Source organism: Clostridium pasteurianum BC1 (assembly GCF_000389635.1).
GTDB classification, from domain to species: Bacteria; Bacillota; Clostridia; order Clostridiales; family Clostridiaceae; genus Clostridium_I; species Clostridium_I pasteurianum_A.
This window is the reverse complement of record NC_021182.1, coordinates 1,499,734-1,522,190: the sequence shown is the minus strand read 5'-3', so window position 1 is coordinate 1,522,190 and position 22,457 is coordinate 1,499,734. Positions and strand designations below refer to the sequence as shown.

The 22,457-nt window shown below is 30.4% G+C and carries 15 protein-coding genes; 2 read left to right on the top strand and 13 right to left on the bottom strand.

Annotated elements, in window-relative coordinates; all coding sequences use genetic code 11:
* Positions 1-100 precede the first annotated feature (100 nt).
* Positions 101-1,081: an AIR synthase family protein gene (locus CLOPA_RS06935; RefSeq protein WP_015614751.1), complete on the bottom strand. Its 981-nt coding sequence runs from the start codon at positions 1,079-1,081 to the stop codon at positions 101-103.
* Positions 1,082-1,172: 91 nt separating this feature from the next.
* Here CLOPA_RS06935 and CLOPA_RS06930 point away from each other — a divergent pair, with 91 nt between their 5' ends.
* Positions 1,173-2,765, top strand: coding sequence for a hypothetical protein (locus CLOPA_RS06930; RefSeq protein WP_015614750.1), 1,593 nt, complete (start codon positions 1,173-1,175; stop codon positions 2,763-2,765).
* A gap of 357 nt (positions 2,766-3,122) precedes the next feature.
* Here the strand turns inward: CLOPA_RS06930 and CLOPA_RS06925 are convergent, their stop codons facing one another.
* The 11 genes from CLOPA_RS06925 to CLOPA_RS06875 form a co-directional block, all read right to left on the bottom strand.
* Complete coding sequence (locus CLOPA_RS06925) at positions 3,123-4,769, bottom strand: peptide ABC transporter substrate-binding protein (RefSeq protein ID WP_015614749.1); 1,647 nt, start codon at positions 4,767-4,769, stop codon at positions 3,123-3,125.
* Positions 4,770-5,121: 352 nt separating this feature from the next.
* Positions 5,122-6,552, bottom strand: a complete 1,431-nt coding sequence (gatB, locus tag CLOPA_RS06920; RefSeq protein WP_015614748.1) for an Asp-tRNA(Asn)/Glu-tRNA(Gln) amidotransferase subunit GatB — start codon at positions 6,550-6,552, stop codon at positions 5,122-5,124.
* Between the two features lie 14 nt (positions 6,553-6,566).
* On the bottom strand, positions 6,567-8,027 hold the full coding sequence (gatA, locus tag CLOPA_RS06915; protein WP_015614747.1) for an Asp-tRNA(Asn)/Glu-tRNA(Gln) amidotransferase subunit GatA: 1,461 nt from the start codon (positions 8,025-8,027) through the stop codon (positions 6,567-6,569).
* A gap of 101 nt (positions 8,028-8,128) precedes the next feature.
* Positions 8,129-8,416: an Asp-tRNA(Asn)/Glu-tRNA(Gln) amidotransferase subunit GatC gene (gatC, locus tag CLOPA_RS06910; protein ID WP_015614746.1), complete on the bottom strand. Its 288-nt coding sequence runs from the start codon at positions 8,414-8,416 to the stop codon at positions 8,129-8,131.
* Between the two features lie 610 nt (positions 8,417-9,026).
* Complete coding sequence (locus CLOPA_RS06905) at positions 9,027-9,302, bottom strand: hypothetical protein (RefSeq protein ID WP_015614745.1); 276 nt, start codon at positions 9,300-9,302, stop codon at positions 9,027-9,029.
* Positions 9,303-9,548: 246 nt separating this feature from the next.
* Positions 9,549-11,543, bottom strand: a complete 1,995-nt coding sequence (gene ligA / locus CLOPA_RS06900; RefSeq protein ID WP_015614744.1) for an NAD-dependent DNA ligase LigA — start codon at positions 11,541-11,543, stop codon at positions 9,549-9,551.
* A gap of 136 nt (positions 11,544-11,679) precedes the next feature.
* Complete coding sequence (locus tag CLOPA_RS06895) at positions 11,680-15,057, bottom strand: UvrD-helicase domain-containing protein (RefSeq protein WP_015614743.1); 3,378 nt, start codon at positions 15,055-15,057, stop codon at positions 11,680-11,682.
* A gap of 260 nt (positions 15,058-15,317) precedes the next feature.
* Complete coding sequence (locus CLOPA_RS06890; protein ID WP_015614742.1) at positions 15,318-15,656, bottom strand: YerC/YecD family TrpR-related protein; 339 nt, start codon at positions 15,654-15,656, stop codon at positions 15,318-15,320.
* A gap of 66 nt (positions 15,657-15,722) precedes the next feature.
* The gene (locus CLOPA_RS06885) at positions 15,723-16,439 is read right to left on the bottom strand and encodes a pseudouridine synthase (protein ID WP_015614741.1); all 717 of its coding nucleotides are present in this window, start codon (positions 16,437-16,439) and stop codon (positions 15,723-15,725) included.
* A gap of 15 nt (positions 16,440-16,454) precedes the next feature.
* On the bottom strand, positions 16,455-17,162 hold the full coding sequence (locus tag CLOPA_RS06880; RefSeq protein ID WP_015614740.1) for a lytic transglycosylase domain-containing protein: 708 nt from the start codon (positions 17,160-17,162) through the stop codon (positions 16,455-16,457).
* Positions 17,163-17,265: 103 nt separating this feature from the next.
* Complete coding sequence (locus tag CLOPA_RS06875) at positions 17,266-19,272, bottom strand: triple tyrosine motif-containing protein (protein WP_015614739.1); 2,007 nt, start codon at positions 19,270-19,272, stop codon at positions 17,266-17,268.
* Between the two features lie 166 nt (positions 19,273-19,438).
* On the opposite strand from CLOPA_RS06875, the gene pulA reads away from it, so the two are divergent.
* Positions 19,439-21,592, top strand: coding sequence for a type I pullulanase (pulA, locus tag CLOPA_RS06870; RefSeq protein WP_015614738.1), 2,154 nt, complete (start codon positions 19,439-19,441; stop codon positions 21,590-21,592).
* Positions 21,593-21,687: 95 nt separating this feature from the next.
* On the opposite strand, the gene CLOPA_RS06865 is transcribed toward pulA, so the two are convergent.
* Positions 21,688-22,119 (bottom strand): YaiI/YqxD family protein, encoded by a 432-nt coding sequence (locus CLOPA_RS06865; RefSeq protein WP_015614737.1) that lies wholly within the window; start codon positions 22,117-22,119, stop codon positions 21,688-21,690.
* Between the last annotated feature and the right edge of the window lie 338 nt (positions 22,120-22,457).

Here is a 22,457-nt window from a genome sequence, read left to right as displayed (position 1 = left end):
AAAAAGTAATCCTCATAAGTATTAATATCCCCATATTTTAAGGGAACATTAATCCTTATCAATAGCTTGCTGGATTAACTTCCGAATTAAATATGAATCTTTAATTTATAATTTTAAATAATTCATCACTATCCGGTGGTGCTACATCTTCCTCTTTGCCATCTTTTATAATAATAGTTTTCTCTTTAGTGATATTTCCTATTATCGCAGCTTCTATACTGTTTTTCTTTAATAAATCTACTAATTTCTGTCCATCCTTGCAAGTTATAAGCATACTACCTGAGGATATAAATCTTAGAGGATCTACACAAAATTCATTGCATATCTTTCTAGTAACCTCACTTATTGGCATAGAATCATAGTTCACCTCAAAACCACATTTACTAGCACTAGATACTTCCCACAATGCACCTAGAACTCCTCCTTCTGTTATATCATGCATACTATTAACTCCAGCCTGGCCGCAAATTCTTCCTTCCTTTACCACACTTATATTTTCTATATATCCCTTAGCTTCTTCTATTTCTTCTTCTGTAAGAAATTTATTAACTCTTTCAAATTTATCATTTATTGCAATGAAAGTACCCTCCATTCCAAGTTTTTTAGTAACTATTATATGGTCCCCGGGCTTTGCATTAGCTGTGGACACTGCAGAATTTTTTTTACCCTTTCCAATGGCAGTGCAGGAGACTATCATTCTATTTACTGCACTGGTTACCTCTGTATGTCCACCTAATATCTCCAAGTTTAACTTTTTACATTCTTCACTTATTTCCTCCATAACCGTTTTTATGTCCGTAAGTGTTGAAGTTTCAGGAGCCATTATAGTTACAAGTATTCCCAGAGGTTCAACTCCACAGGAAGCAATATCATTACAATTAATATGAACCGCAAGTTTTCCTATTCCATTTTCCGAACCCGTTATAGGATCTGTAGACACTACACATTCAAAGTCACCAAATTCTATAACGCTGCAATCTTCTCCAATACCTCCTCTAATCCTTACATCCTCTCTTTTTATTCCTCTGTTACTATCAATTATTTTCTGTAATTCATAAGAATCAAGTTTACCAACCTTCATAAAAATCTTCCTTTCTAAAGTAATTATATACACAATTATAGCTATTATTTCATATTATGCTATATAGGATTACTTTTAGGCGGTGTTTATTTTGAGATATATAGGACCTTTTTTAAAGATCAATTGTTTAAATAAAGAAAATATAAAAAATCAATTATTTCACCTTGCAAAAGAAAGTGAGAAGCTGATTGTATTGTATTCTAAGTTTGGTATTTCAACCTATACTAAAGAATTCAGGCACAAAATTATTCCTAATAATGATATTAGCACATTTAATTCATTTTCTCCACTTTTATGCATATACAAAAAAGGAGATTGTGAGCTTGAAAATTTAGATAACAAATTCAAATGGGTGGAGGACAAATTTAAGAAAGAAATACCAATATCAAGTAATGCTTTTATGACATTATCCCTACTAGAACTATCTAGATATTACAAAAATTTAGAGACTATTCATTCTGATAAATCAAATTTAAGCTACGTTTACAATGACCTTGCAAAAAAACAACTTGAGTTCTATGCTACTAATCTTAGAAACTTTGAAGGCGTTTTTATAGACAAAAAAGATATATCTGACTCTTCAGACTCAGAATTGAGATTCGAAGAAAAATCTACCAATTTTAAATTTTCTGATCAAGCATTACTTATGGCTGCTTTTTATAGTTGTTCTCAGCTTTGCAATGCTAAAGATGCTCTTCAATTTAAGAACTTCGCCTTTGACATATTGAAAATGATTAAAGAATACAAGGAAAATATATATGATTTATCCTCAGATGAAATTTCAAAGGTTTGTTTAGCCTTAAATGTATTCTATGATTATTCTAAAGATAAAAGTTCACTTTCTCTTCTTTTAGATTTATATGATTATCTATCAGAAAGTTTAGAGTATAAACTTGAGGATGCAAAGGCCATTGATATAGAGCTTCAATGCTTATTGTTTATAAACTCAATACTTATATATAAGCATACAGGACTTTTAAATTATAAAGAGGATTCAGTAAAAATTTTAGATAAAATAAAAAAAACATATAATCCTGAAAATCAAATGTTCGTAAAGGATGCCGATAAAAAAGAAATAGACTATAGCTCTGAGGAAATATTATTGTATGTTGTAAGCACCTTATTATCTTCTGAGGAAGACGAGGATACAGGTATGATTTCTAACATATTTAAACATCAGATTATTGAATCAGGAATTATTAACAGCTGGCCTGAGGCTCCCAGCCTAGGAAACCCAGAAAGGTATAAAAATTTTTCTCTTCATTCTGACGATTTACTGGATGAACAAAATTTTAAAATGCCTTCTATACCAACTCCTGAGGCTTCGAAAATAGCTCCTGTATTCTTAAAATCTGTAACCTATAATAAAAAGAAAAACAACTTTATTAAAACAAAAAATAGCTTTTACAGTAATCAAAATATGTTTTTATTCTTTTTGTTCCTATATCTATTTAAGCCTGATTACAAAATAGCTTTAAATAGATTAGAAAAAGAAAAATCCTACAAAGATAATTCTAAACTAGTATTTGAAGATTATGATTACAAAAAATACAATAATGTTACTGAAAATAATAATTCTAACGTTGTTAAGAATAACAGTCCTAGAAATAGTAAAAATAATAAGCATAAAAGGCACAAAGATACTGATAAAAAAGCATATGATACTAAGGATCATAATTCTTAGATCAAGAATAAATGTATTATTTCATTTAGAGTATTGGAGAATTCCGCACATTAATATAAATGGTTCGATACCATTTATATTAATTAACTTGTATAACAATTATTATTTTAGATAAAATACAAATGTTAGTCGCTCTTTGTAAACTGAATATATAAGGTTGTAGGGAGAATACGAAAATGCGATAACCAAGCTATGCCTTCCCTACGTAAAATATTCAAGACTCATGTACGGGAGCATATAGTACAGTAAGTACCCTCGATGCAAGGGGATTTCAAGCCTGTGGAGAGTGTAGGATACAAACTCTTGGAAGCAGGAAGCTCTCACTTCTATAAGTTAGGGTAGTTCACTGGAGTTATATTATTTTTCCTGTAAATTTTCTATTAAAACATTACCAAATTTATTTAATTTTAATCCTTCTATAGAATCTTTCGAACACACTATAGTATTCTTTGAATATATAGGTATTACAGGTACATTCTTTATTAACTCATCAATACATTTATTGTATATTTCATACTTTTTACTAAGTTCCTTGGTTACATCTGCATTATACATAAGATCATCATAAGCAAGATCCTTAAAGCCATATTCATTGTAAGGAGAATTAGACTTCCAAATTTCTAAAAAAGACATAGGGCTATTATAGTTTATATTGTATTCTCCCAAATACATATCATAATCATTACTTTTAATGACTTTATCAATATCTTCACTACTATAACCTTTAAGATCAAATTTTATGTTATTAACTGCTTCTCCGTTTTTATTTGCATTATTTTTAGAAAGAGCATCATTTATCATTTGAACAATATTTTCACAAGTCTTTTTATTACTTTCATTATCCACATATATAAATTTTATTACATTATCTTTCTTGTAATTACTATTATTAAGATACTTTGAGACCTCCCCTTGTGAGTTACTGTTAACATTTGTATTTTTCACCTGTAATAAATTCATTGCATTAGGAAAATATGAAGATGTAATCTCTCCATAATCCCCAACTATATTATTTTTTAGTTCGTTTCTATTAATAGCTAAACTAACGCCCTCTCTAAAATTATAATTTGAAACTACATTATTACTTTTAAAATTAAAGAAGATCCCCTTAACTGAAAGAGTTGGAAAAATACTAGCTTCACCTTTACTTTTTAGTCTATCTATTTCTGTAGAAGGTGGATTTAAAAAAATATCAACGTTATTATAGGTTTCAAAATCCGCTAAAGAATAAGCACTTCCATTTTTATTTGTAGCGAGCATAATTTCATTACTCTTAACTGAATCTTTAAACACATAATTTTTATTTTTACTTAAAAGTATATTTCCATTACTCTCCACCTTTTTAATGGAAAATGCACCTGAATAATTTATATTTTCATAATCCTTTTTCCAATTAGCAATATTATTATCAATTTTTCTAAGACCATACATTGGTTGAGCTAATAACTCTAAAAAATATGGGCTGGGATAATTTAATCTCATTTGAACTACATTATCTTTAGGAGCTGTAATAGCCACAGCTGAAAAATCTTTATTACCAGATACAAAGTCTGATACACCGTAAATACATTTTAATTCATATCTATACACACTGTTATAATTTTGCGATAATATACCCTTAAAAAAATCTACGAAGTCCTGAGCTGTAATATCACTTCCATTACTCCATTTTATATTATCCTTTAAGGTAAAAGTATATACTAATCCATCTTTTGAGATATCACAATTTTTTGCCAATGCATAACCCACACTGCTATTACCATTGTTATCTTCTTTATCATAAATCAAACCCTGAAATAGTATTCTTTCTAGGTCTCTTACTCTAGAGGAATCCACATCAGTTTTACTTAAATCCTCTGGTAAATTTCCTATATCGTACATTAGATATGTATTCTTTTGATTAATTGTACTTATATCATTTTTCTTTTCTACGCATCCAGAAAAAATTACCATTATGCCAATAATAATTAAAATTATACTTAAATATCTCTTTAAAATCTTCATACACACATACCTTTACTAAAACATACTTTTAATCAATGTTAAGCATTAAAAATACTTTATTTAAAGTTGCCAATTCTATTTATCATGTATAAAAGCATAACTATGCCCTAAATACATAGATGCATTGCAATAGAAAATATACCCAGCTACTTATAGATTATTTATTTAAAAATGCCTTGCTATTAATTATTATTAACATTTATTACCTATTGTAAACAACATTATATATATAATAACAAAAAGAACACCAATAACTCCATATATAATGGATTATCGATGTTCCTCTCAGTTCAGTTATTACAATTATTTTTTATTCAATCTAATTAATACATTATTATTTAATTGTTAGATTTTAATAGTTTTTTATTTCTTCATTTACAAGCTTATTTACAATCTGAGGATTTGCCTTTCCCTTGGTTTCTTTCATAACAAGGCCTACAATAAATCCAAGAACTCTTTTTCTACCGTTCTTATAATCTTCTATGGATTTCTCATTATTGTCTAATATATTCTTTACAACTTTAAGAATTTCATCTTCATTGCTATTTTGAATTAAACCTTTTTCTTCAATAATAATTTTAGGATCTTTACCTGTGTTAAACATATCAACAATAATTTTTTTACCAATGGCATTAGATATAGTTCCTGAATTTATAAGTTTTATAAGCTCTGCCAGTTGCTCTGGAGTAAATTTTAAATCCTCTACCCATACAGCATTTTCCTTCATTATTTTAGATATATCACCCATAAGCCAATTTGAAGCAGCTTTGGCATCCTCACTTGCTAGGGCAGCCTTTTCAAAGAAATCTGCCATAGACATAGTGAGTGTAAGTACCCCTGCGTCATATTTAGGAATTTTAAATTGCTTAACAAATCTAGTCTCTTTTTCATAAGGAAGCTCTGGTATTGTTTTTCTGATTTCTTCAATCCATTCATCTTCTATATTTAAAGTTACAAGATCTCCTTCTGGAAAATATCTATAATCATTGGCAAACTCTTTACTTCTCATTATTGTGGTTACATTATTGTTGTCATCCCATCTTCTTGTATCCTGAGTAAGCTTTTCTCCATTTTCCAAAGCAGTTATTTGTCTTTCTATTTCATAGTTTAGAGCCTTATCTAGTGCTTTAAAAGAGTTCATATTTTTTATTTCTGTTCTTACACCAAATTTATTAGAGCCCTTCTTCATAACAGAAATATTTGCATCACATCGAAGAGATCCCTCTTCCATCTTACAATCGGAAACATCGATACACGAAAGTATGCTTTTTAATTTTTCAAGATATTGTACTGCTTCTTTAGGACTTCTAAGATCAGGTCTTGATACAATTTCTGCTAGTGGCACCCCTGCTCTATTAAAATCAACAAGAGTTCCTACTCCTGTATGTAGAAGCTTACCTGCATCTTCTTCTATATGAATTCTCTCTATTCCTATTTTCTTAGTGCTTCCATCTTCTAATTCAATCTCAATATATCCCTCCGTGCAAAGAGGCAATTCATCTTGACTTATCTGATAATTTTTAGGACAATCAGGATAAAAATAGTTTTTTCTATCCATTCTTCCATACTTAGTTATAGAGCAATTTAATGCAAGACCTGCTTTAATTCCATACTCTACTACTCTTTTATTTAAATGTGGGAGTGCACCAGGAAGACCTAAACAAACAGGACAAACATGAGTGTTAGGTTGACCTCCAAACTCTGTTGTACATCCACAATATATTTTGGTTTTTGTTGAAAGTTCAGTATGAACTTCAAGCCCTATTACAACTTCATATTCCATTCTATTCACCATCCTTATTCAACTACTGCTGTTTTCTTATGCCAATCAGTAGATGTTTCGTAGCTGTAGGCAAAATTAAACAAAACATCTTCTCTAAAATAATTTCCTATAAATTGCAAACCTACTGGTAAATCATTTACAAAGCCGCAGGGTACAGATATAGCTGGAAGTCCTGCAATATTTATTGGAACCGTATAAACGTCTGACATATACATGGAAACTACATCTTTAGTTTTTTCTCCAAACTTAAAGGCAGTTGTAGGTGATGTAGGTGAAATTAGTACATCAAATTCTTTAAATACCTTTTGAAAATCCTGTTTTATAAGATTTCTAACCTTTAGCGCCTTTTTATAATAAGCATCATAATATCCCGCAGACAATGCATATGTACCTAACATTATTCTCCTCTTAACTTCTTTTCCAAAGCCTTCACTTCTGGATTTAGAATAAATATCTACAGCATCTTGTGCATCCTTGGATCTATGTCCAAACCTTATTCCATCAAATCTTGCTAGATTTGATGAAGCCTCTGCAGAGGATATTATATAATAGGCAGCTAGAGCATACTCAGTCAGTGGAAGTGAACATTTTTTTACTTCAGCTCCATTAGCTTCAAGAACTTTTATAGCTTCTTCTATGCTCTTTCTTACATCGTCATCAAGGCCCTCACCAAAATATTCTTCAGGTATACCTATTTTTTTCCCTCTTATATCTTTTCCTAAACTCTTTTTATAGTCTTGCACAGGTGTATCAACTGTAGTAAAATCCATTTTATCAATACCAGCAATATTCTGAGTTAAAAGTGCGCAGTCTTCTACATCTCTTCCTAATGTTCCAACCTGATCCAAAGTAGAACCAAAAGCCACTACCCCGTATCTGGATATTCTTCCATAGGTAGGTTTAAGTCCCACTACCCCACAAAAGGAAGCCGGCTGCCTTACAGATCCACCTGTTTCAGTTCCAAGAGCTATAGGTGTTTCAAAGGCTGCAACTGAAGCCGCTGAAGCTCCCGAGGAACCACCTGGAACGAATTCTCTATTCCATGGATTTATTACTTTTTTATAGGCACTGTTTTCATTGGAAGATCCCATAGCAAACTCATCCATATTAAGCTTGCCAAGTATTATACCATTATTTCCCTTAATTTTTTGTGTAACAGTAGCATCATAAGGAGAAATATATCCTTCTAATATTTTAGATGCACAGGTATTCTGCATTCCCTTTACGTTTATATTATCTTTTATACCAACTGGTACTCCTCCTAGACCTTCTAGAACTTCTCCCTTTGAAATCTTTTCATCCAGTTTTTTAGCCTCACTTAATGCCTCTTCTTCAGCCTTATATAAATAAGCACCTATTTTTTCATCGGTTTTATCTATTCTATTTAAAAAGGCATTAGCTACTTCCTCTACCTTAACGTCCTTATTTTTTATCAAATCCTTTAATTCATGGGCTTTAAGCTTATGTAATTCCATATTTTTACCTCCATTATTATCTTTAAAGCAGTTCACAAGGCATCTGAAAATAAATGACAAATTAAAGATACCTAAGAATAATATAATTTTTAAAAACTAGGTTATTCTATTATTTTAGGTACCATTATATATTCTTCCAACTTTTGAGGTGCATTATCCAAAACTGATTTAAGCTCCATTGAAGGTTCTATTTCATCTTCTCTGAATTTATTTTCAATATAATAAGGATTAACAATTATATCCGTATCCTCTGTATTAAGTTCATCCAATTTTTCTATGTAGCCTAAAACTTTATTAAGATCATTTATTAATTCTTCCTTTTCTTCTTCGTTAAAGCTAAGTCTTGCAAGCTCTGCAACATATTCTACATCATTTTTTGAAACTGCCATATTATCCCTCTCTTCCTTTTAAGTATTTTTTTAATAATCTTATGATTAAGCCGCAAAAAGCTGTAAATTAATTTACACTATATTATTTGTTGAGATTTACATATGAAATTTTCACAGTATATAGCATATATTTTTTATCAAATATACTTTTTGTGAGATAATCATCTTATACTCATAAGCAGTAAAAACTGCTCTAGAATCTAATAATTCTATTTATCACCAAATTAAATTATACAATATATTATTACATAATCTCAAATAATTTAAACAAAATTATTCATAACAAATAAGGTTACCTTATAGGTAACCTTACATTTCAAAATACAATAGATTTAATACTTTAATTAAAAACATCTTAAAACTTGTAATTATTATATACTAGAAAATTTAAAAATTCAAATTATTTTTTACTATCTACAAAATCCTCATGTAAGCTATATTAACTCCTATACCTTTATTAACAATATATAAATTGCAATTTAAACCATACATTTAATAGCCAGCAGGCAACAGAGAATATTAAAAAAATAGTTGCTTATTTGCTGCATATATATTTAAGTTAATTAATGATAGATGTAATATTAAACTACAGCTTATATAAGTTTAAACACTAAAATACTCCTATGTACATGAAAAATACAGTCCCAACTGCAATAAGTGTACAAAAAATTGAATACAAAAGGTTTTGTGATCTTTCTCTTTTGTCAACAAACATCCCAACTGCCCAAATCATCATTGTTAAAGCCATACATAACTGAAATGTACTATAAGAATTAAAATAGCTTATTTGACGAACGTATAAATATGTAGTAAGCAGTGTACATGTTAAAGTAAGCATTGTTAATGAGACAAATATCCAACCAATAACGTTTATTGCTTTCTTCATTTTATTTCCTCCTAATTCGCTCTCCCAATATACGTCATATTCAAATAAATAACTAATCGGTATGCTAGCCTATTTTGCATCCTACTGCGTGAACAGAACCCTCAGATAGCTCACTATCCTGGTCACCTGTTTCCTTGTATGATTCAAAATATCCATCGCATCTTTGACTTACTATTTATTTTCATATGCCTAAATACTAATTCATTTTTTTACAATTGTAAATGTCTTTTCGTAAAAATACAGTTACTAATTGTTTAATATTTTGTAAAATTCTTCTTCAGTTATAATTTTCACTTCCAGCTCTATGGCTTTATCATATTTCGATCCTGGATTTTTCCCCGTAAGCACATAATCCGTTTTTTTGCTGACGCTGCCGGAAACCTTTGCTCCCAAGGCTTCTATTTTTTCTTTTATTTCATTTCTACTGAAATTTTCCAAAGAACCTGTAACTACTACAGTTTTATCTAAAAATGGATTATCTATAATCTTTTCTTCCTCATAATATGGTTTTACTCCTATATCAAGAAGTTCATATATTGTCTTTATTATTTTATCCTCATTGAAAAATTCTAAAACACTTTTTGCTACTATTTCACCTATATCCTGTATAGAAATTAATTCCTCATAAGTACAATTTTTAATTTTTTCTAAAGTTCTAAAATTTTTCACTATATCCTTTGCTGTTTTTTTCCCAACGTTTGCTATACCTAAAGCATATATAAAAGATGGTAATTCGCAATTTTTACTTTTTTCAATAGCTTTTACAAGTTTCTCTGCCTTTCTATCAGCAAATTTATCTAGATCTAAAAGCTGCTCTTTCTTTATTTTATATAAATCAGTTATGGTCTTTATATCCATTTTTTCAAATAATTGCTCAGCAGTTTTTTCATTAAAACCTTCAATATTCATTGCCTCTCTGCTGGCAAAATGCACTATACTCTTTACTAACTGCGGCTTGCAGGATAGCGTATTTTCACAAAAATAATGCACGCCCTCCTGCACAAGTTCACTTCCACAATAGGGACATACTCCCGGTGGTTTTATTTCCTGCTCCTCCTCATTGTCAGAAGCTACACCCATTATTTCAGGAATAACATCATTAGACCTGCGAACAAAGACATCACTTCCAATTTTTACTCCTTTTCTCTGTATATCATCCATATTGTTGAGAGTGGCTCTTTTTACTGTTACACCTGCAAGCTCCACTGGCTGCAGTATGGCTGTAGGAGTAACTCTTCCGCTTCTACCTACATTCCACTCCACTGAAAGGAGCTTAGTTGTAGCTTCTTCAGCCTCAAACTTAAAGGCTATTGCCCATTTAGGAAATTTAACTGTATAGCCTAATAGCTCTCTGGTCCTCATATCATCTATAGCAATAACTGCACCATCTATATCATAATTTAAAGTTTCTCTCAATTTTTTTACAGCTTCTACTTCTCTTTCTATCTCTTCCATAGTAGAACATTCTCTTATGTAATTATCCATTGGAAAATTTCTTTCAATTAAAAAATTCAACATTTCCATATAGGTTTTAAATGGTTTTCCTTCATTATAGCCTACGTCGTAAAAGAAGGCAGAAAGCTTTCTCCTAGCCGTTTCCTTCACATTTAAATTTCTAAGAGCCCCTGCTGCTCCATTTCTAAGGTTTTTAAGTGGTACCACCGCTGATTTATTGTATTCATCAAAAGCTTCCTTTGTCATTATGGCTTCTCCATGAACCTCTATTACAGCATTATTTTTAATTCTAAGTGGAATAGATTTTATAGTTCTTACTTGCTGGGTTACATCTTCTCCCACTTCACCGGTGCCTCTTGTAGCAGCCTTTATTAAAATTCCAGATTCATCATAGGTACAGTTTATAGTTAATCCATCAAATTTTTTAGTTACAATATACCTAATGGACGGCAATTTTTCTTCATGCAAATCATTATAACTGTTAATAAACTTCAAATTTCTGTTGTGCCATTCCTCAAGTTCATTAATGGATTGTGCCTTATCAAGGCTCCAAAGTCTAGCTATATGTGTATACTTTTGGAATTCTGGTAATACACCATCACCAACTCTAACAGTTGGTGAATAGGGATAAACTTTGCCTGTTTCCTTTTCTAAAGCTAAAAGTTCATCATATTTTGTATCATATTCCTTATCAGAAACAGTAGGGTTATCCTGTGTATAATATTCATAGGCATACCTGTTTAGTTCTTCTATGAGCCCTTCCATTCTTTTCAATTTGTCATCCATATTTTAACCTACTCCGTTCATACTATTTACTTTAAATATCTTCAAACAAAATTAAATGGCTAAATAATTATTTCTTTGAAGATTTCATAATTGGTAAAGTAATTTCAGGAACCAATTATTAATATTCAGCTTTAATCTATATAAGCTGTAATGGCGCTAAATCCAGCCTTAAATTCTTTATTCCCATATTTTTAAAGGCAATAGTTAAATTTATATTACCATCTTTTTTGCTCACGGCTACAATGGTTCCCTCTCCAAATTTAGAATGTTTTACCTTTCTCCCTGCTGCTGCTTCACTTTCTGTAAGTGGTATTAAATCCTGCTTAGCTGGAACCATATCAGCTTCCAGTATGCTTTCAGCGTATTTAGTAGAAAAGCCCTTATTAAAAACTGTATTCTTTGGAGGTATATCTCTATTATTAAAAGAAAATCCCTGCATACTGCTCTCATGATTATTTCCAGTGATAGAAAATTTATTGGCAGTACTATTCCCCTTTGTATTTATATTAACGTATTCTTTTAATTCCCTTGGAACCTCAGCTATAAAGTCTGATTCTCCGTAGGCAACAGTTCTTCCAAAAACCTTTCTGGTTTGGGCTGAGGTCATATATAACTGCTCTTTAGCCCTTGTAATACCTACATAGGCTAGCCTTCTTGATTCCTCCATTTCAGCAAAATCTGTAAATGATGCGGCACCTGGGAAAATACCATTCTCCATTCCAACCATAAATACCACAGGAAATTCAAGTCCCTTAGCACTGTGAACAGTCATCATCACAATAGAATCTGCACCCGTATCATAATTATCCACATCTGCTACTAAAGCAGTTTTTTCTAGAAAGGCAGCAAGTGTCTTATCCTCAGAATTGTTTTCAAAATCTACTGCTGCAGAAACCAATTCCTGAAGATTTTCTATTCTTGTTTCATCCTGTAAATCATTGGACTTCTTTAATTCTTCAAGATAACCCGTTTGTCCTAAAAGTTCTTCAATTAGAGTAGAGACCTTGATTTCATCCTTTCTTATGACAAAGCTGTTTATTATACTTATAAACTTATTTATTGCAGAAACATTTCTAGCTGTAAGTCCCGGTATATTCTGTATATCTAGTAAAGAACTATATATACACTCTTCAATTTCATTAGAAAACTTTTCAATTTTATCTACAGTAGTTCCACCTATACCTCTTTTAGGCACATTTATTATTCTCTTTAAGCTAATATTGTCTAAGGGATTACAAATAAGCTTTAGATAGGCCATTATATCCTTAATTTCTTTTCTATCATAGAATTTAAGTCCCCCAATTATTCTATAGGGAAGCTGCCTTTTCATAAATATATCTTCAAATAATCTGGACTGAGCATTAGTTCTGTAGAGCACTGCAAAATCCTTATAGGTTCTGTCACCTGAATCCATGGCTTTTTTTATTTCATTAGCTACAAATTCAGCCTCTTCCATATCCGAATAACTTCTATACAGCCTTATTTTATTTCCATCTTCACTTCTTGTCCTAAGGAGCTTAAAATGCTCATGGGGATTATTCTTAATAACTCCATTAGCTGCCTTTAAAATGTTTCCCTTTGATCTGTAATTTTCTTCAAGTTTTATTACCTTTGCATTAGCATAGTCCTTTTCAAAGTCCAGTATATTCCTTATATCCGCTCCTCTCCAACCGTAAATGCAGTTATGAACCACTACATTTTCACATATATATTGCCTTAAATAAGGGATAGATAAATCATAAACATAACCATCATAATACTCAAAATCAATTGTCTTTACAACATCTTCAACAATCTCTCCATTATCACATACAGCTATACTCATGGTTGGTTTTATATTTCCAAAGGGCATGAAGGAAAAGTTTTTGTCCTTAGTTAATTTTGCTTTTCTGGCTATATCAAGATCTTCTTGAGTCTGCATTATCTTTTTAGCAAAATCCTCTGTATCATCATAATTTCTTCTCTCTGTTTCAATTCTCCAGGTATCAGACTTTTCTTTTCTAACAGAAAAACCTGCACTTTCCATATTGGCCTTAACCTTTTCACCACTGGTAATTAAGCTTATTCTATGAGAATAGTAATTTGCTTCTTTTGATTTTTTACAGGAGAAAAAATTAATATTTACAGTTCTCCTTGCAGTATTTCCTCTAATGACAGCATTAGCTCTATGATGCGGATAATCTTCATTTAGATAATTTTCTTCAAAGAGCCTATCTGCTGACTCATAAGTATTTATTTCTGAAAAAAGTTTATCCAGTTGTACCTGAGATAATGTAATTTTTCTATCCTTTGAATAGAAAACAGCTGTAGGTATTCCATATTTTACCGAAAAATATTGTTCATAATATGTAGCTTCACTTTTATCTTTACATACTTTTAGTATCCACATTTTATCAGCTTTTTCTTGATTTAGTCTTACAAACATGCCATTAACGGAATCTCCAGCTTTTCTGCTTCTTACACTTTGTGTCTGACCAATCCTGTATCCCATTCCTCTTTTAAACATGAGATACACATAATAAGCTTCCTCCTGCACATTTAGTCTGGCGAAAGTAAGATGATTTGGTGTAGCCTTCACTACCTTTCCTGAGACAGTTGCCAATTTAACCATAAGCCCTCTATATGGCTTTTTTAATACTTTTTCAACTGTACCCTTTAATGTACTGCCATTTCCTCCCGCACATAGAACCTGGTCATTTTCTCTTATGGTTTCGATAGGAACCACTTTATCTCCTAGATTTACCATAGTACCCTCTGGCAGACACTGATCGTCATCTCCCACCACGCATAAATTTTTATGCTCTTTGGCTAAAAGTCTTGTCAATTCGTACTGGGCCTTATTTGTATCCTGATACTCATCTATCATTATATATCTGAATTTTCTCTGATAGAACTGAAGAACATCTTCATGCTTCTTAAATAACTCAACGGTTTTAAAGATTAAATCATCAAAGTCCAAAGCATTATTTTCTTTTAGTCTTTTCTGATATAGTAAATATACTTCTGCAATTCTGTTTAATCTAAAGTTATTTTCATTCTTTTTCTTATATTCTTCAGCAGATACAAGATTATCCTTTTCAGCTCCTATTTTAGATATTATTTCCTTATCGGTTATATCTTTATCATTAATTCCAACTTCTTTTATACATTGATTTATCAAAGTTTTTTGATCTGCACTGTCATATATAGTAAAATTTTTATTATATCCCAATTTATCTATTTCTCTTCTAAGTATTCTTACGCAGCTGGAGTGAAAGGTGGATACCCACATATTATCCGCCTCACTGCCAACAAGCTGACGAACTCTTTCCTTCATCTCCTGAGCTGCTTTGTTAGTAAAGGTTATAGCTAATATTTGTGAGGGATAAATATTTAAATTTTCAATCATATTAGCAATTCTGTAAGTGAGAACTCTAGTCTTACCAGAACCAGCCCCTGCCAAAACAAGTACAGGTCCATCTACTGCTGTTGCTGCCTCGTATTGTTCTCTATTCAATAGTTTCTTCAAATCCATCGTATTTGCCTCCTTGTGTTTCTATAACTTTTAAATAATCAACAACTATACTATTTAAATAACAGTTGCTTATTTAGAAGTTTTTCATTGGCTATTATTTATTATATCATTCTAGTATATGATTTAAACATATATTCTAAAAAGTGTTTATCCAAACATTAATAGTTTATTTTATAGTAAAGTGAAAGTAATGCTTCTCACTTTAGATAAAGAAAAGGTTCACTGTTTTCACTTCAGCAAACCTCTTTTGATATGTACAATTATTTTTCTTCGTCCTTATCATCACTATTTTCTTCTGATTTTATTATTCCAAGCCTTTTTAATACTGCAGTATATCCATCACTGCCATAATTAAGGCATCTGTTAACCCTACTTATAGTGGCGGTACTGGCCCCTGTAGCTTTACCTATATTACTGTAGGTTTGCTTTTGCACAAGCATTTTAGCAACCTGTAAGCGCTGTTCAATAGCTTTAACTTCATTTATCGTACATATGTCCTCAAAAAATCTATAGCATTCTTCTTTTGTATTTAAACTCAAAATAGCATCGCAAAAAAAATCCATATTTTCATTTTCAAGCTTTGATTCATACTTTGCCATTTAATTCACCCCTCTGCAAAGAACCTTAAGTAAATTTTATCATTATTCTTTAGATATTCTATTGTGTTAAATTTCTTTTAGAGCTTTTAATTCTTCTTCAGTTAATTCTCTATAAGATCCTTCGCTTATGCCTTCATCCAAACGAATTGCCCCAAAACTAACCCTTTTTAAATATACAACCTCTTTGTTTCTTGCTAGAAACATTCTTTTAACCTGATGGAATTTCCCCTCCTGAATAGTTACCATAACTCTAGATCCATTGGAATCAGCACTTAGTATGCTAAGTTTTGCAGGCATACATTTGTATCCATCATCTATTTCTATTCCCTCTTCAAAGGCCTTTATATCCCCATCATCCACAGCTTTATTGATCTCTGCATAATACACCTTATCCACATGCCATTTAGGTGAAATCATTCTATGGTTTAACTCTCCATCATTTGTTAAAATAATCAGCCCTACAGTATCTTTATCAAGTCTGCCTACAGGAAAAGGATTAAAAGAAGCATGATATTCTTCTAAAAGATCCACTACAGTTTCATCAAAATTGTCAAAGGTAGCAGAAACTACTCCATCCGGTTTATTCATCATTAAGTAAATATACTTTTTATATATTAAGGGCTCACCTTTAATAGTTATTTTGTTTTCATTTATATCTACTTGTATATTACTAGATTTTATTTTTTCTCCATCCACTTCTATTAAACCGCTTTTAATTAATTTCTTTACATCTTTCCTAGAACCATAACCGGAATTAGCTAAAACTTTATCTAATCTTTCCATTTTGACATTCACGTCCTACACATTTTGATAATATTTAGAAACCTTTGCTACATAATCCTGTGTTTCACTTGGCAGCTTAGCTAAATTTTCTCCACTATTCTGTACTGCCCCAGGACCTGCGTTATAGGCAGCGATAGCCATTTTGTAATTTCCAAAGTTATCAAGTAAACTCTTTAAATACTTTGTTCCGCCATCCACATTCTCATTTACATTATAAGCGTTGTCTACGCCAAGCTCCTTCGCTGTACCAGGCATTAGCTGCATAAGCCCCATAGCCCCTGCACTTGATGTAGAATTCGGGTTAAAGGAGGATTCCTGCTGTATAACAGCTAATATAAGTTTTTTATCAACCCCATATTTTTTAGAAGCATTATCCACAGCCTGATCTATACTTAAATTATTAGTTTTCATATCTGTATTAATATCATCACTTATACTATTATTATTTCCATTTGAAGCTGATCCAGTGCTTAGTTTATCTAATTTTGTTCCAGCACCATATCCAATTTTGCTCAAATCACTATTACCTAAAAAATTTAATTTATTAATATTAATATCTCCATTATTGTCTTTAGTAGCATCTAACATGCTCTGCATTAACATATTAAAGATATTTTGCTGCGCATCTGATTCACCATAAAGAGAACTATTCTGAGATATACTACTGAGCATTTGACTCATTAACTCATATTGTAAAGCACCTGTAACATCATTTGTTTGCATACTATCACCTTCAAAATCAATTTAACTAGGACATCCAAAAACACCAACAAAATACACTAGTTATTTATTTACGATACCTAAGCTAATTATACTAATAATATTATTATTTTTCTACATCAAATCCCAATATAGCATAATCTTCATAGGAAGACTTATTTATTTGACTTTTGCTTAAAACTAAAAGCTTATAGCTGCCTTTTGTAAAGGGAATAAAAGTATAAAAATTTTTTCTACTATATTTTTGTACCAAGTTCCATTCACTCTGTTCCATTAAATAGAACTCATAAATAACTTCTTTCCCACCTTCACTGCTTACGTTAAAATTAATTCCTTCATTAACCTTAGGTTTTAGCCTGTCACATTCTATTACTGTATTAGTTACAGGTAAACTTTCATGTATAATAAATCTCACAGTTTTCTTACAATCAAAAGCTTTATCACTTTTTTTATTCTTAGCAAATATGTCAATATTATAAAGTCCTGCACATTTGGGATTTACTACATATTGAGAAGCCTGTCCATAATTTGTTTCCTCAACTTTTCGATTATTGATCTTTAGCACATATTTGTTTAGAGTATCTTTCGTATTCTCAGAAATCACCATAAGCTCTATTTTATCACCAATCATGTAATAATCATTAGAAGGTACTAATATATAATCTATACTGGCAGGTATATAATCAAAAGCTTCTATATAAACAGTAGCCGAACTATCGTATTCTTTTGTAGAAAATTTATCCTTTACCCTTATTTCAACTTCGTAACTTCCAGCCTTTTCTGGAGTATAATTTACCCATTCACAAGGACCATAGTCTATTTTTTCAATCTCTTTATCCTCGCTTTTTACGATAAAGGAATATCTCAGTTCTATTCCACCTTCTGCTACTACCTTTATATTTATAGTTTCTCCTGTTAATATTTTTGTTTTTGTATCTTTAATTATCTCTTTAATAACTACGGGATCTCTATTCTCTTCATCTATTATGAATTCCATATGAACCTTGTCCTCATAGTTTTCTTCAAAGGAAGCATCTTTTACAAATAAAGTTATTTTATATGTACCAGCTGCTTTGGGTTTCCAATTAAAATTACTACTCCTTATATATCCGGAATCTTCACTGGAATTGCCATCTATTATAAATCTATATAAAAGTTTTTTCCCACCTTCTGCCAAAGCCTTGAAATTTATATCATTTCCCAAAGTTTGAGGTGATGTAACATCCGAGGTAAAACTTTTAATTGCTATAGTCTTATATTTCTTTATGCTATACAAAATTACAGCTCTATCATCATATTTATTTGGCGAATACATATCTTTAACCAGACATAAAAGCTTAAAATCACCAAAGTCATTTTCAATATAACTTACTATCCTCTTAGTAGAATAATTTTGTATGCATTCTGCGGCACCTTTCGAATCAATTTTTATAAATTTATATAAAATTAGTCTACTGTCATCATGCTCAGCATCTACTTGAAAGGTTATTTCATTACCAGTAAAAAGTTCTTCTGCAAGACATTTAAAGTCCTTAATTTGCATATTTTTTATAGGCAGTACATTAAATTCAACACTTTTTGTATCATCAAATTTTTCCTTTGAATCTATAAGCTTACACTGAACTACTACCTCTTGCTTGCCTATTTTAGTAACAGTCCAGGTTATCATATCCTCTGCACTATAGTCCTTTAAAAGATGCCATTTTCCGTTTTCTACAATACCATATCTAAATAGAACCCCTTTTCTAACTACTTCAACCTTAGCTGTTATTTTCTCCCCTACAGTTAGCTCTCTTTTGTCTAAAGCCACAGCTTTTATAATATTTTTTTCCATTTCCCCAATAACATAGTCTACTTTACCTAAATAATTAAATGGCTTTTGTTCATCTTCTCGCTTTGCTTGAACTATAATAGTGTAGATACCATTTTCTGTTGGCTTCCAGGTAGCCTGTGTATCTTTGGAAAATTCCTTTAAAATAGACCATTTGCCATTTAAGCCTATACAATATTTATATGATAAATTTTGTTCAATTTTATTTCCTATGGACATCACTATCTCATCATTTATTTTTTGAGGGCTTTCACGATTAAAATTAACTTCAAATTCATTCATACTTCTTCATCCCCTGTTTTAAAAGTATTCTTTTTACATTATACTATAATTCCATTATTTGTAACAAGTTTTTTATTTACATTTTCTCGATTATTTAATATTATAAATTAATAGTACAAACAAAATTTCCAATAGTTAGCATAGTATAATTTTATGGAGGGCTAAAATGAATATTATTAGTGTATCCGTCAAAGGTTTTAAATCATTAGAAATAATTGTTGATGATTTAAATCAGTTGGATTTATCAAAATTTAATATAAAAAATAACGATAAATTCTTAAATATAAACGCACATTATATTAATGATACTATTATTACATTAATATTATCAGAGGAAATAGACATAAAATATGAATGTTTTTTATTCTACGATAACCTTACTAAAAATTGTAATTATTTTAAATTATTTTCCTCCGAAGAATTCAATGGCAGATTTTTTGCCTTAGACGAACTTGGTGTGATGTATCATAAAAACTTTTCAGATTTCAGAGTATGGTCACCCATAGCAACTTCAATAGATTTGTTAATTTACCAAAATGGAGATCCCTCTATATATGAAATTCCAAGAAAATTTTCTATGAGTGAAGAAAATGGCCTTTGGTCGGTAACTATAAATGAAAATTTAAAAAACTACTTCTATACTTACAGCGTAAATGTTTATGGAAATACTGATGAAACTGTAGATCCCTATGCAAAATCAGTTGGAATCAATGGTTATAGAGGTTGTATACTAGATCTTAAAGAAACAGATCCTGAAAACTTTCATAAAGATATTTATCCTAATAATATTGATAATTACACTGATGCAATCATATATGAAATCAACATAAGAGACATGAGCATAAATTCTAATAGCGGTATTCAGAATAGAGGTAAATTTATAGGACTTACAGAGGAAAATTCGAAAACCCCAAATCATAGCTCTACTGGTATTGATTATTTAAAATTTCTTGGCATAACACATGTACAAATTATGCCAATATTTGATTTTTCCTATATAAGTGTAGACGAAAAAAATCCCATTAAATACAATTGGGGCTATGATCCAGAAAATTATAATGTACCTGAAGGTGTATATTCTACAGACCCTTGTGATCCAGTTTGCAGAATTAAGGAATTAAAAAAAATGGTTTACTCACTGCACAAAAACGGCATATGCATCAACATGGATGTAGTATATAATCATATATTTGATTATAAAAACAATTGCTTTGAAAAAATATTTCCTGGTTATTATTTTAGATATAATGATGACAATACTCTCTCCAATGGAAGCGGTTGTGGAAATGACACTGCCTCTGAAAAATTAATGATGAAAAGATTCATAATTGATTCAGTTATATACTGGGCTCATGAATACCACATAGATGGATTCAGATTTGATCTTATGGGTATACACGATGTGGATACAATGAATACTTTACGACATAAATTAGATAAATTCAAAAGAAAAATAATGCTTTATGGAGAAGGCTGGGATCTAAAAACATCTCTGGATAATACTAAAAAAGTAATGATACCAAATGCCACAAAGACACCTGAAATTGGCTTCTTTAACGATATCATCAGAGACGTTTTAAAAGGAAATACTTTTGACAGAAATGCTAAGGGATTTATAAGTGGAAAAGACAATCTAGAAAATAGTGTAGAATTATCTGTTGTAGGATGTACAAAGTACTCTAAAAGTTTAAATGGACCCTTTTCTTCTCCTGTACAATCAATAAATTATGTTACTTGTCATGATAATTATACTCTTTGGGATAAGCTTCAATTTACAAATAGAAATGAATCCGAGGAAATTAGAATATATAGAACAAAATTGGGCCTTGGAATTATTCTTACAAGCCAAGGGATTCCCTTTATATATTCTGGTACAGAATTTCTGAGAACTAAAGAAGGTATTGAAAATAGCTACAACTCACCTGATTATATAAATTGGATTGATTGGAATAGAAAAGATAAATATATGCATGTTGTAAATTATATAAAAGAACTTATATTTCTAAGGAAAAATCATCCTGCTTTTAGAATGAAATCCCTTGAAGATATTAAAAACAATGTGGAGTTTCTAAAAAATATGCCCCAAAATACAGTAGGCTTTTTATTAAAAAACAATGCCAACAATGACATTTGGAAAAATATATTGGTAGTGTATAATTCTAATGATAATTCTACTGAAATAAAATTTCCGGATTATGGTGACTGGAATCTGGTAGTTGATAGACATACTATTAATGAAAAAATAATTCACACATATCATCATAATGATCCCTATTATATTGATGGTATAAGTATAAATATACTTTATAGCAACTCTTAAAATTTATATTAATAAAGCTGTAGGGCCTTATTTCTCTTAACTTATAAGATATTAATCTTAAGTTTGTAAGTCATTAAATTTAAGGGCCTTGTAGCTTATTTTTCTATAATTTCTATAAGACTATTATATAATCTTTTATCATCTTCACTATTTCTTTTTTTAGCATTTATAGTCCTTCCACCACCTCTTCTTACCTTTTGACCTAAATGCCTTTCAAACAAAAGCCTTTCAATATTATCATTACTATATATATTTCCCTTTGGACTTAATGCATAGGCATTTTTACCAAGTACCATTGCAGCCACTCCAAAATCCTGAGTTATAACTATATCTCCCTTTTTAGTTTCATTTACGATTTTCATATCTACACTCTGAAAACCACTATCTACATAGACAATTTTACTGTAATCACTTTTTAAAATATGATTTATGTCGCAATACATAATTACCTCTATATAATTTTTTTGTGCCGCCTTTTCTATTATTTCTCGTCCCGGACAAGCATCCGCATCTACTATTATTCTCAATTTAATTTCTCCTCTTTATCTTTTATACAACATATATTTTATATGTATTTTAACAAATACAGTAAATAATTTAAATACATCTTTATAAAACATATATATTTTTATTTTTCTTGTACACTTTTATTCTTTCATTTCGTGCATTCACTGCTGCATTTTTATTTCTTTCTTCAGTGGTATTACACTTCTCACAGATTCAAACTCTTTCCGATAACTGCAATTCATCATCCTAGATTAAAATTAAAAAATGTAAATTTTTTTTAACATAGTATTATTTATAACAGATATATAGAAATATTATAAAATGTAATTGATAGTTTATTAATAAATTTGCAATAAAC

Bases quoted from the DNA above. Each gene is read 5' to 3' on its own strand.
- CLOPA_RS06935 (WP_015614751.1), bottom strand. From the start codon at position 1,081: ATGAAGGTTGGTAAACTTGATTCTTATGAATTACAGAAAATAATTGAT.
- CLOPA_RS06895 (WP_015614743.1), bottom strand. From the start codon at position 15,057: ATGGATTTGAAGAAACTATTGAATAGAGAACAATACGAGGCAGCAACA.
- CLOPA_RS06875 (WP_015614739.1), bottom strand. From the start codon at position 19,272: ATGAATGAATTTGAAGTTAATTTTAATCGTGAAAGCCCTCAAAAAATA.
- CLOPA_RS06890 (WP_015614742.1), bottom strand. From the start codon at position 15,656: ATGGCAAAGTATGAATCAAAGCTTGAAAATGAAAATATGGATTTTTTT.
- gatB (WP_015614748.1), bottom strand. From the start codon at position 6,552: ATGGAATATGAAGTTGTAATAGGGCTTGAAGTTCATACTGAACTTTCA.
- CLOPA_RS06880 (WP_015614740.1), bottom strand. From the start codon at position 17,162: ATGCAAACAAATGATGTTACAGGTGCTTTACAATATGAGTTAATGAGT.
- gatA (WP_015614747.1), bottom strand. From the start codon at position 8,027: ATGGAATTACATAAGCTTAAAGCCCATGAATTAAAGGATTTGATAAAA.
- CLOPA_RS06925 (WP_015614749.1), bottom strand. From the start codon at position 4,769: ATGAAGATTTTAAAGAGATATTTAAGTATAATTTTAATTATTATTGGC.
- gatC (WP_015614746.1), bottom strand. From the start codon at position 8,416: ATGGCAGTTTCAAAAAATGATGTAGAATATGTTGCAGAGCTTGCAAGA.
- CLOPA_RS06905 (WP_015614745.1), bottom strand. From the start codon at position 9,302: ATGAAGAAAGCAATAAACGTTATTGGTTGGATATTTGTCTCATTAACA.
- pulA (WP_015614738.1), top strand. From the start codon at position 19,439: ATGAATATTATTAGTGTATCCGTCAAAGGTTTTAAATCATTAGAAATA.
- ligA (WP_015614744.1), bottom strand. From the start codon at position 11,543: ATGGATGACAAATTGAAAAGAATGGAAGGGCTCATAGAAGAACTAAAC.
- CLOPA_RS06885 (WP_015614741.1), bottom strand. From the start codon at position 16,439: ATGGAAAGATTAGATAAAGTTTTAGCTAATTCCGGTTATGGTTCTAGG.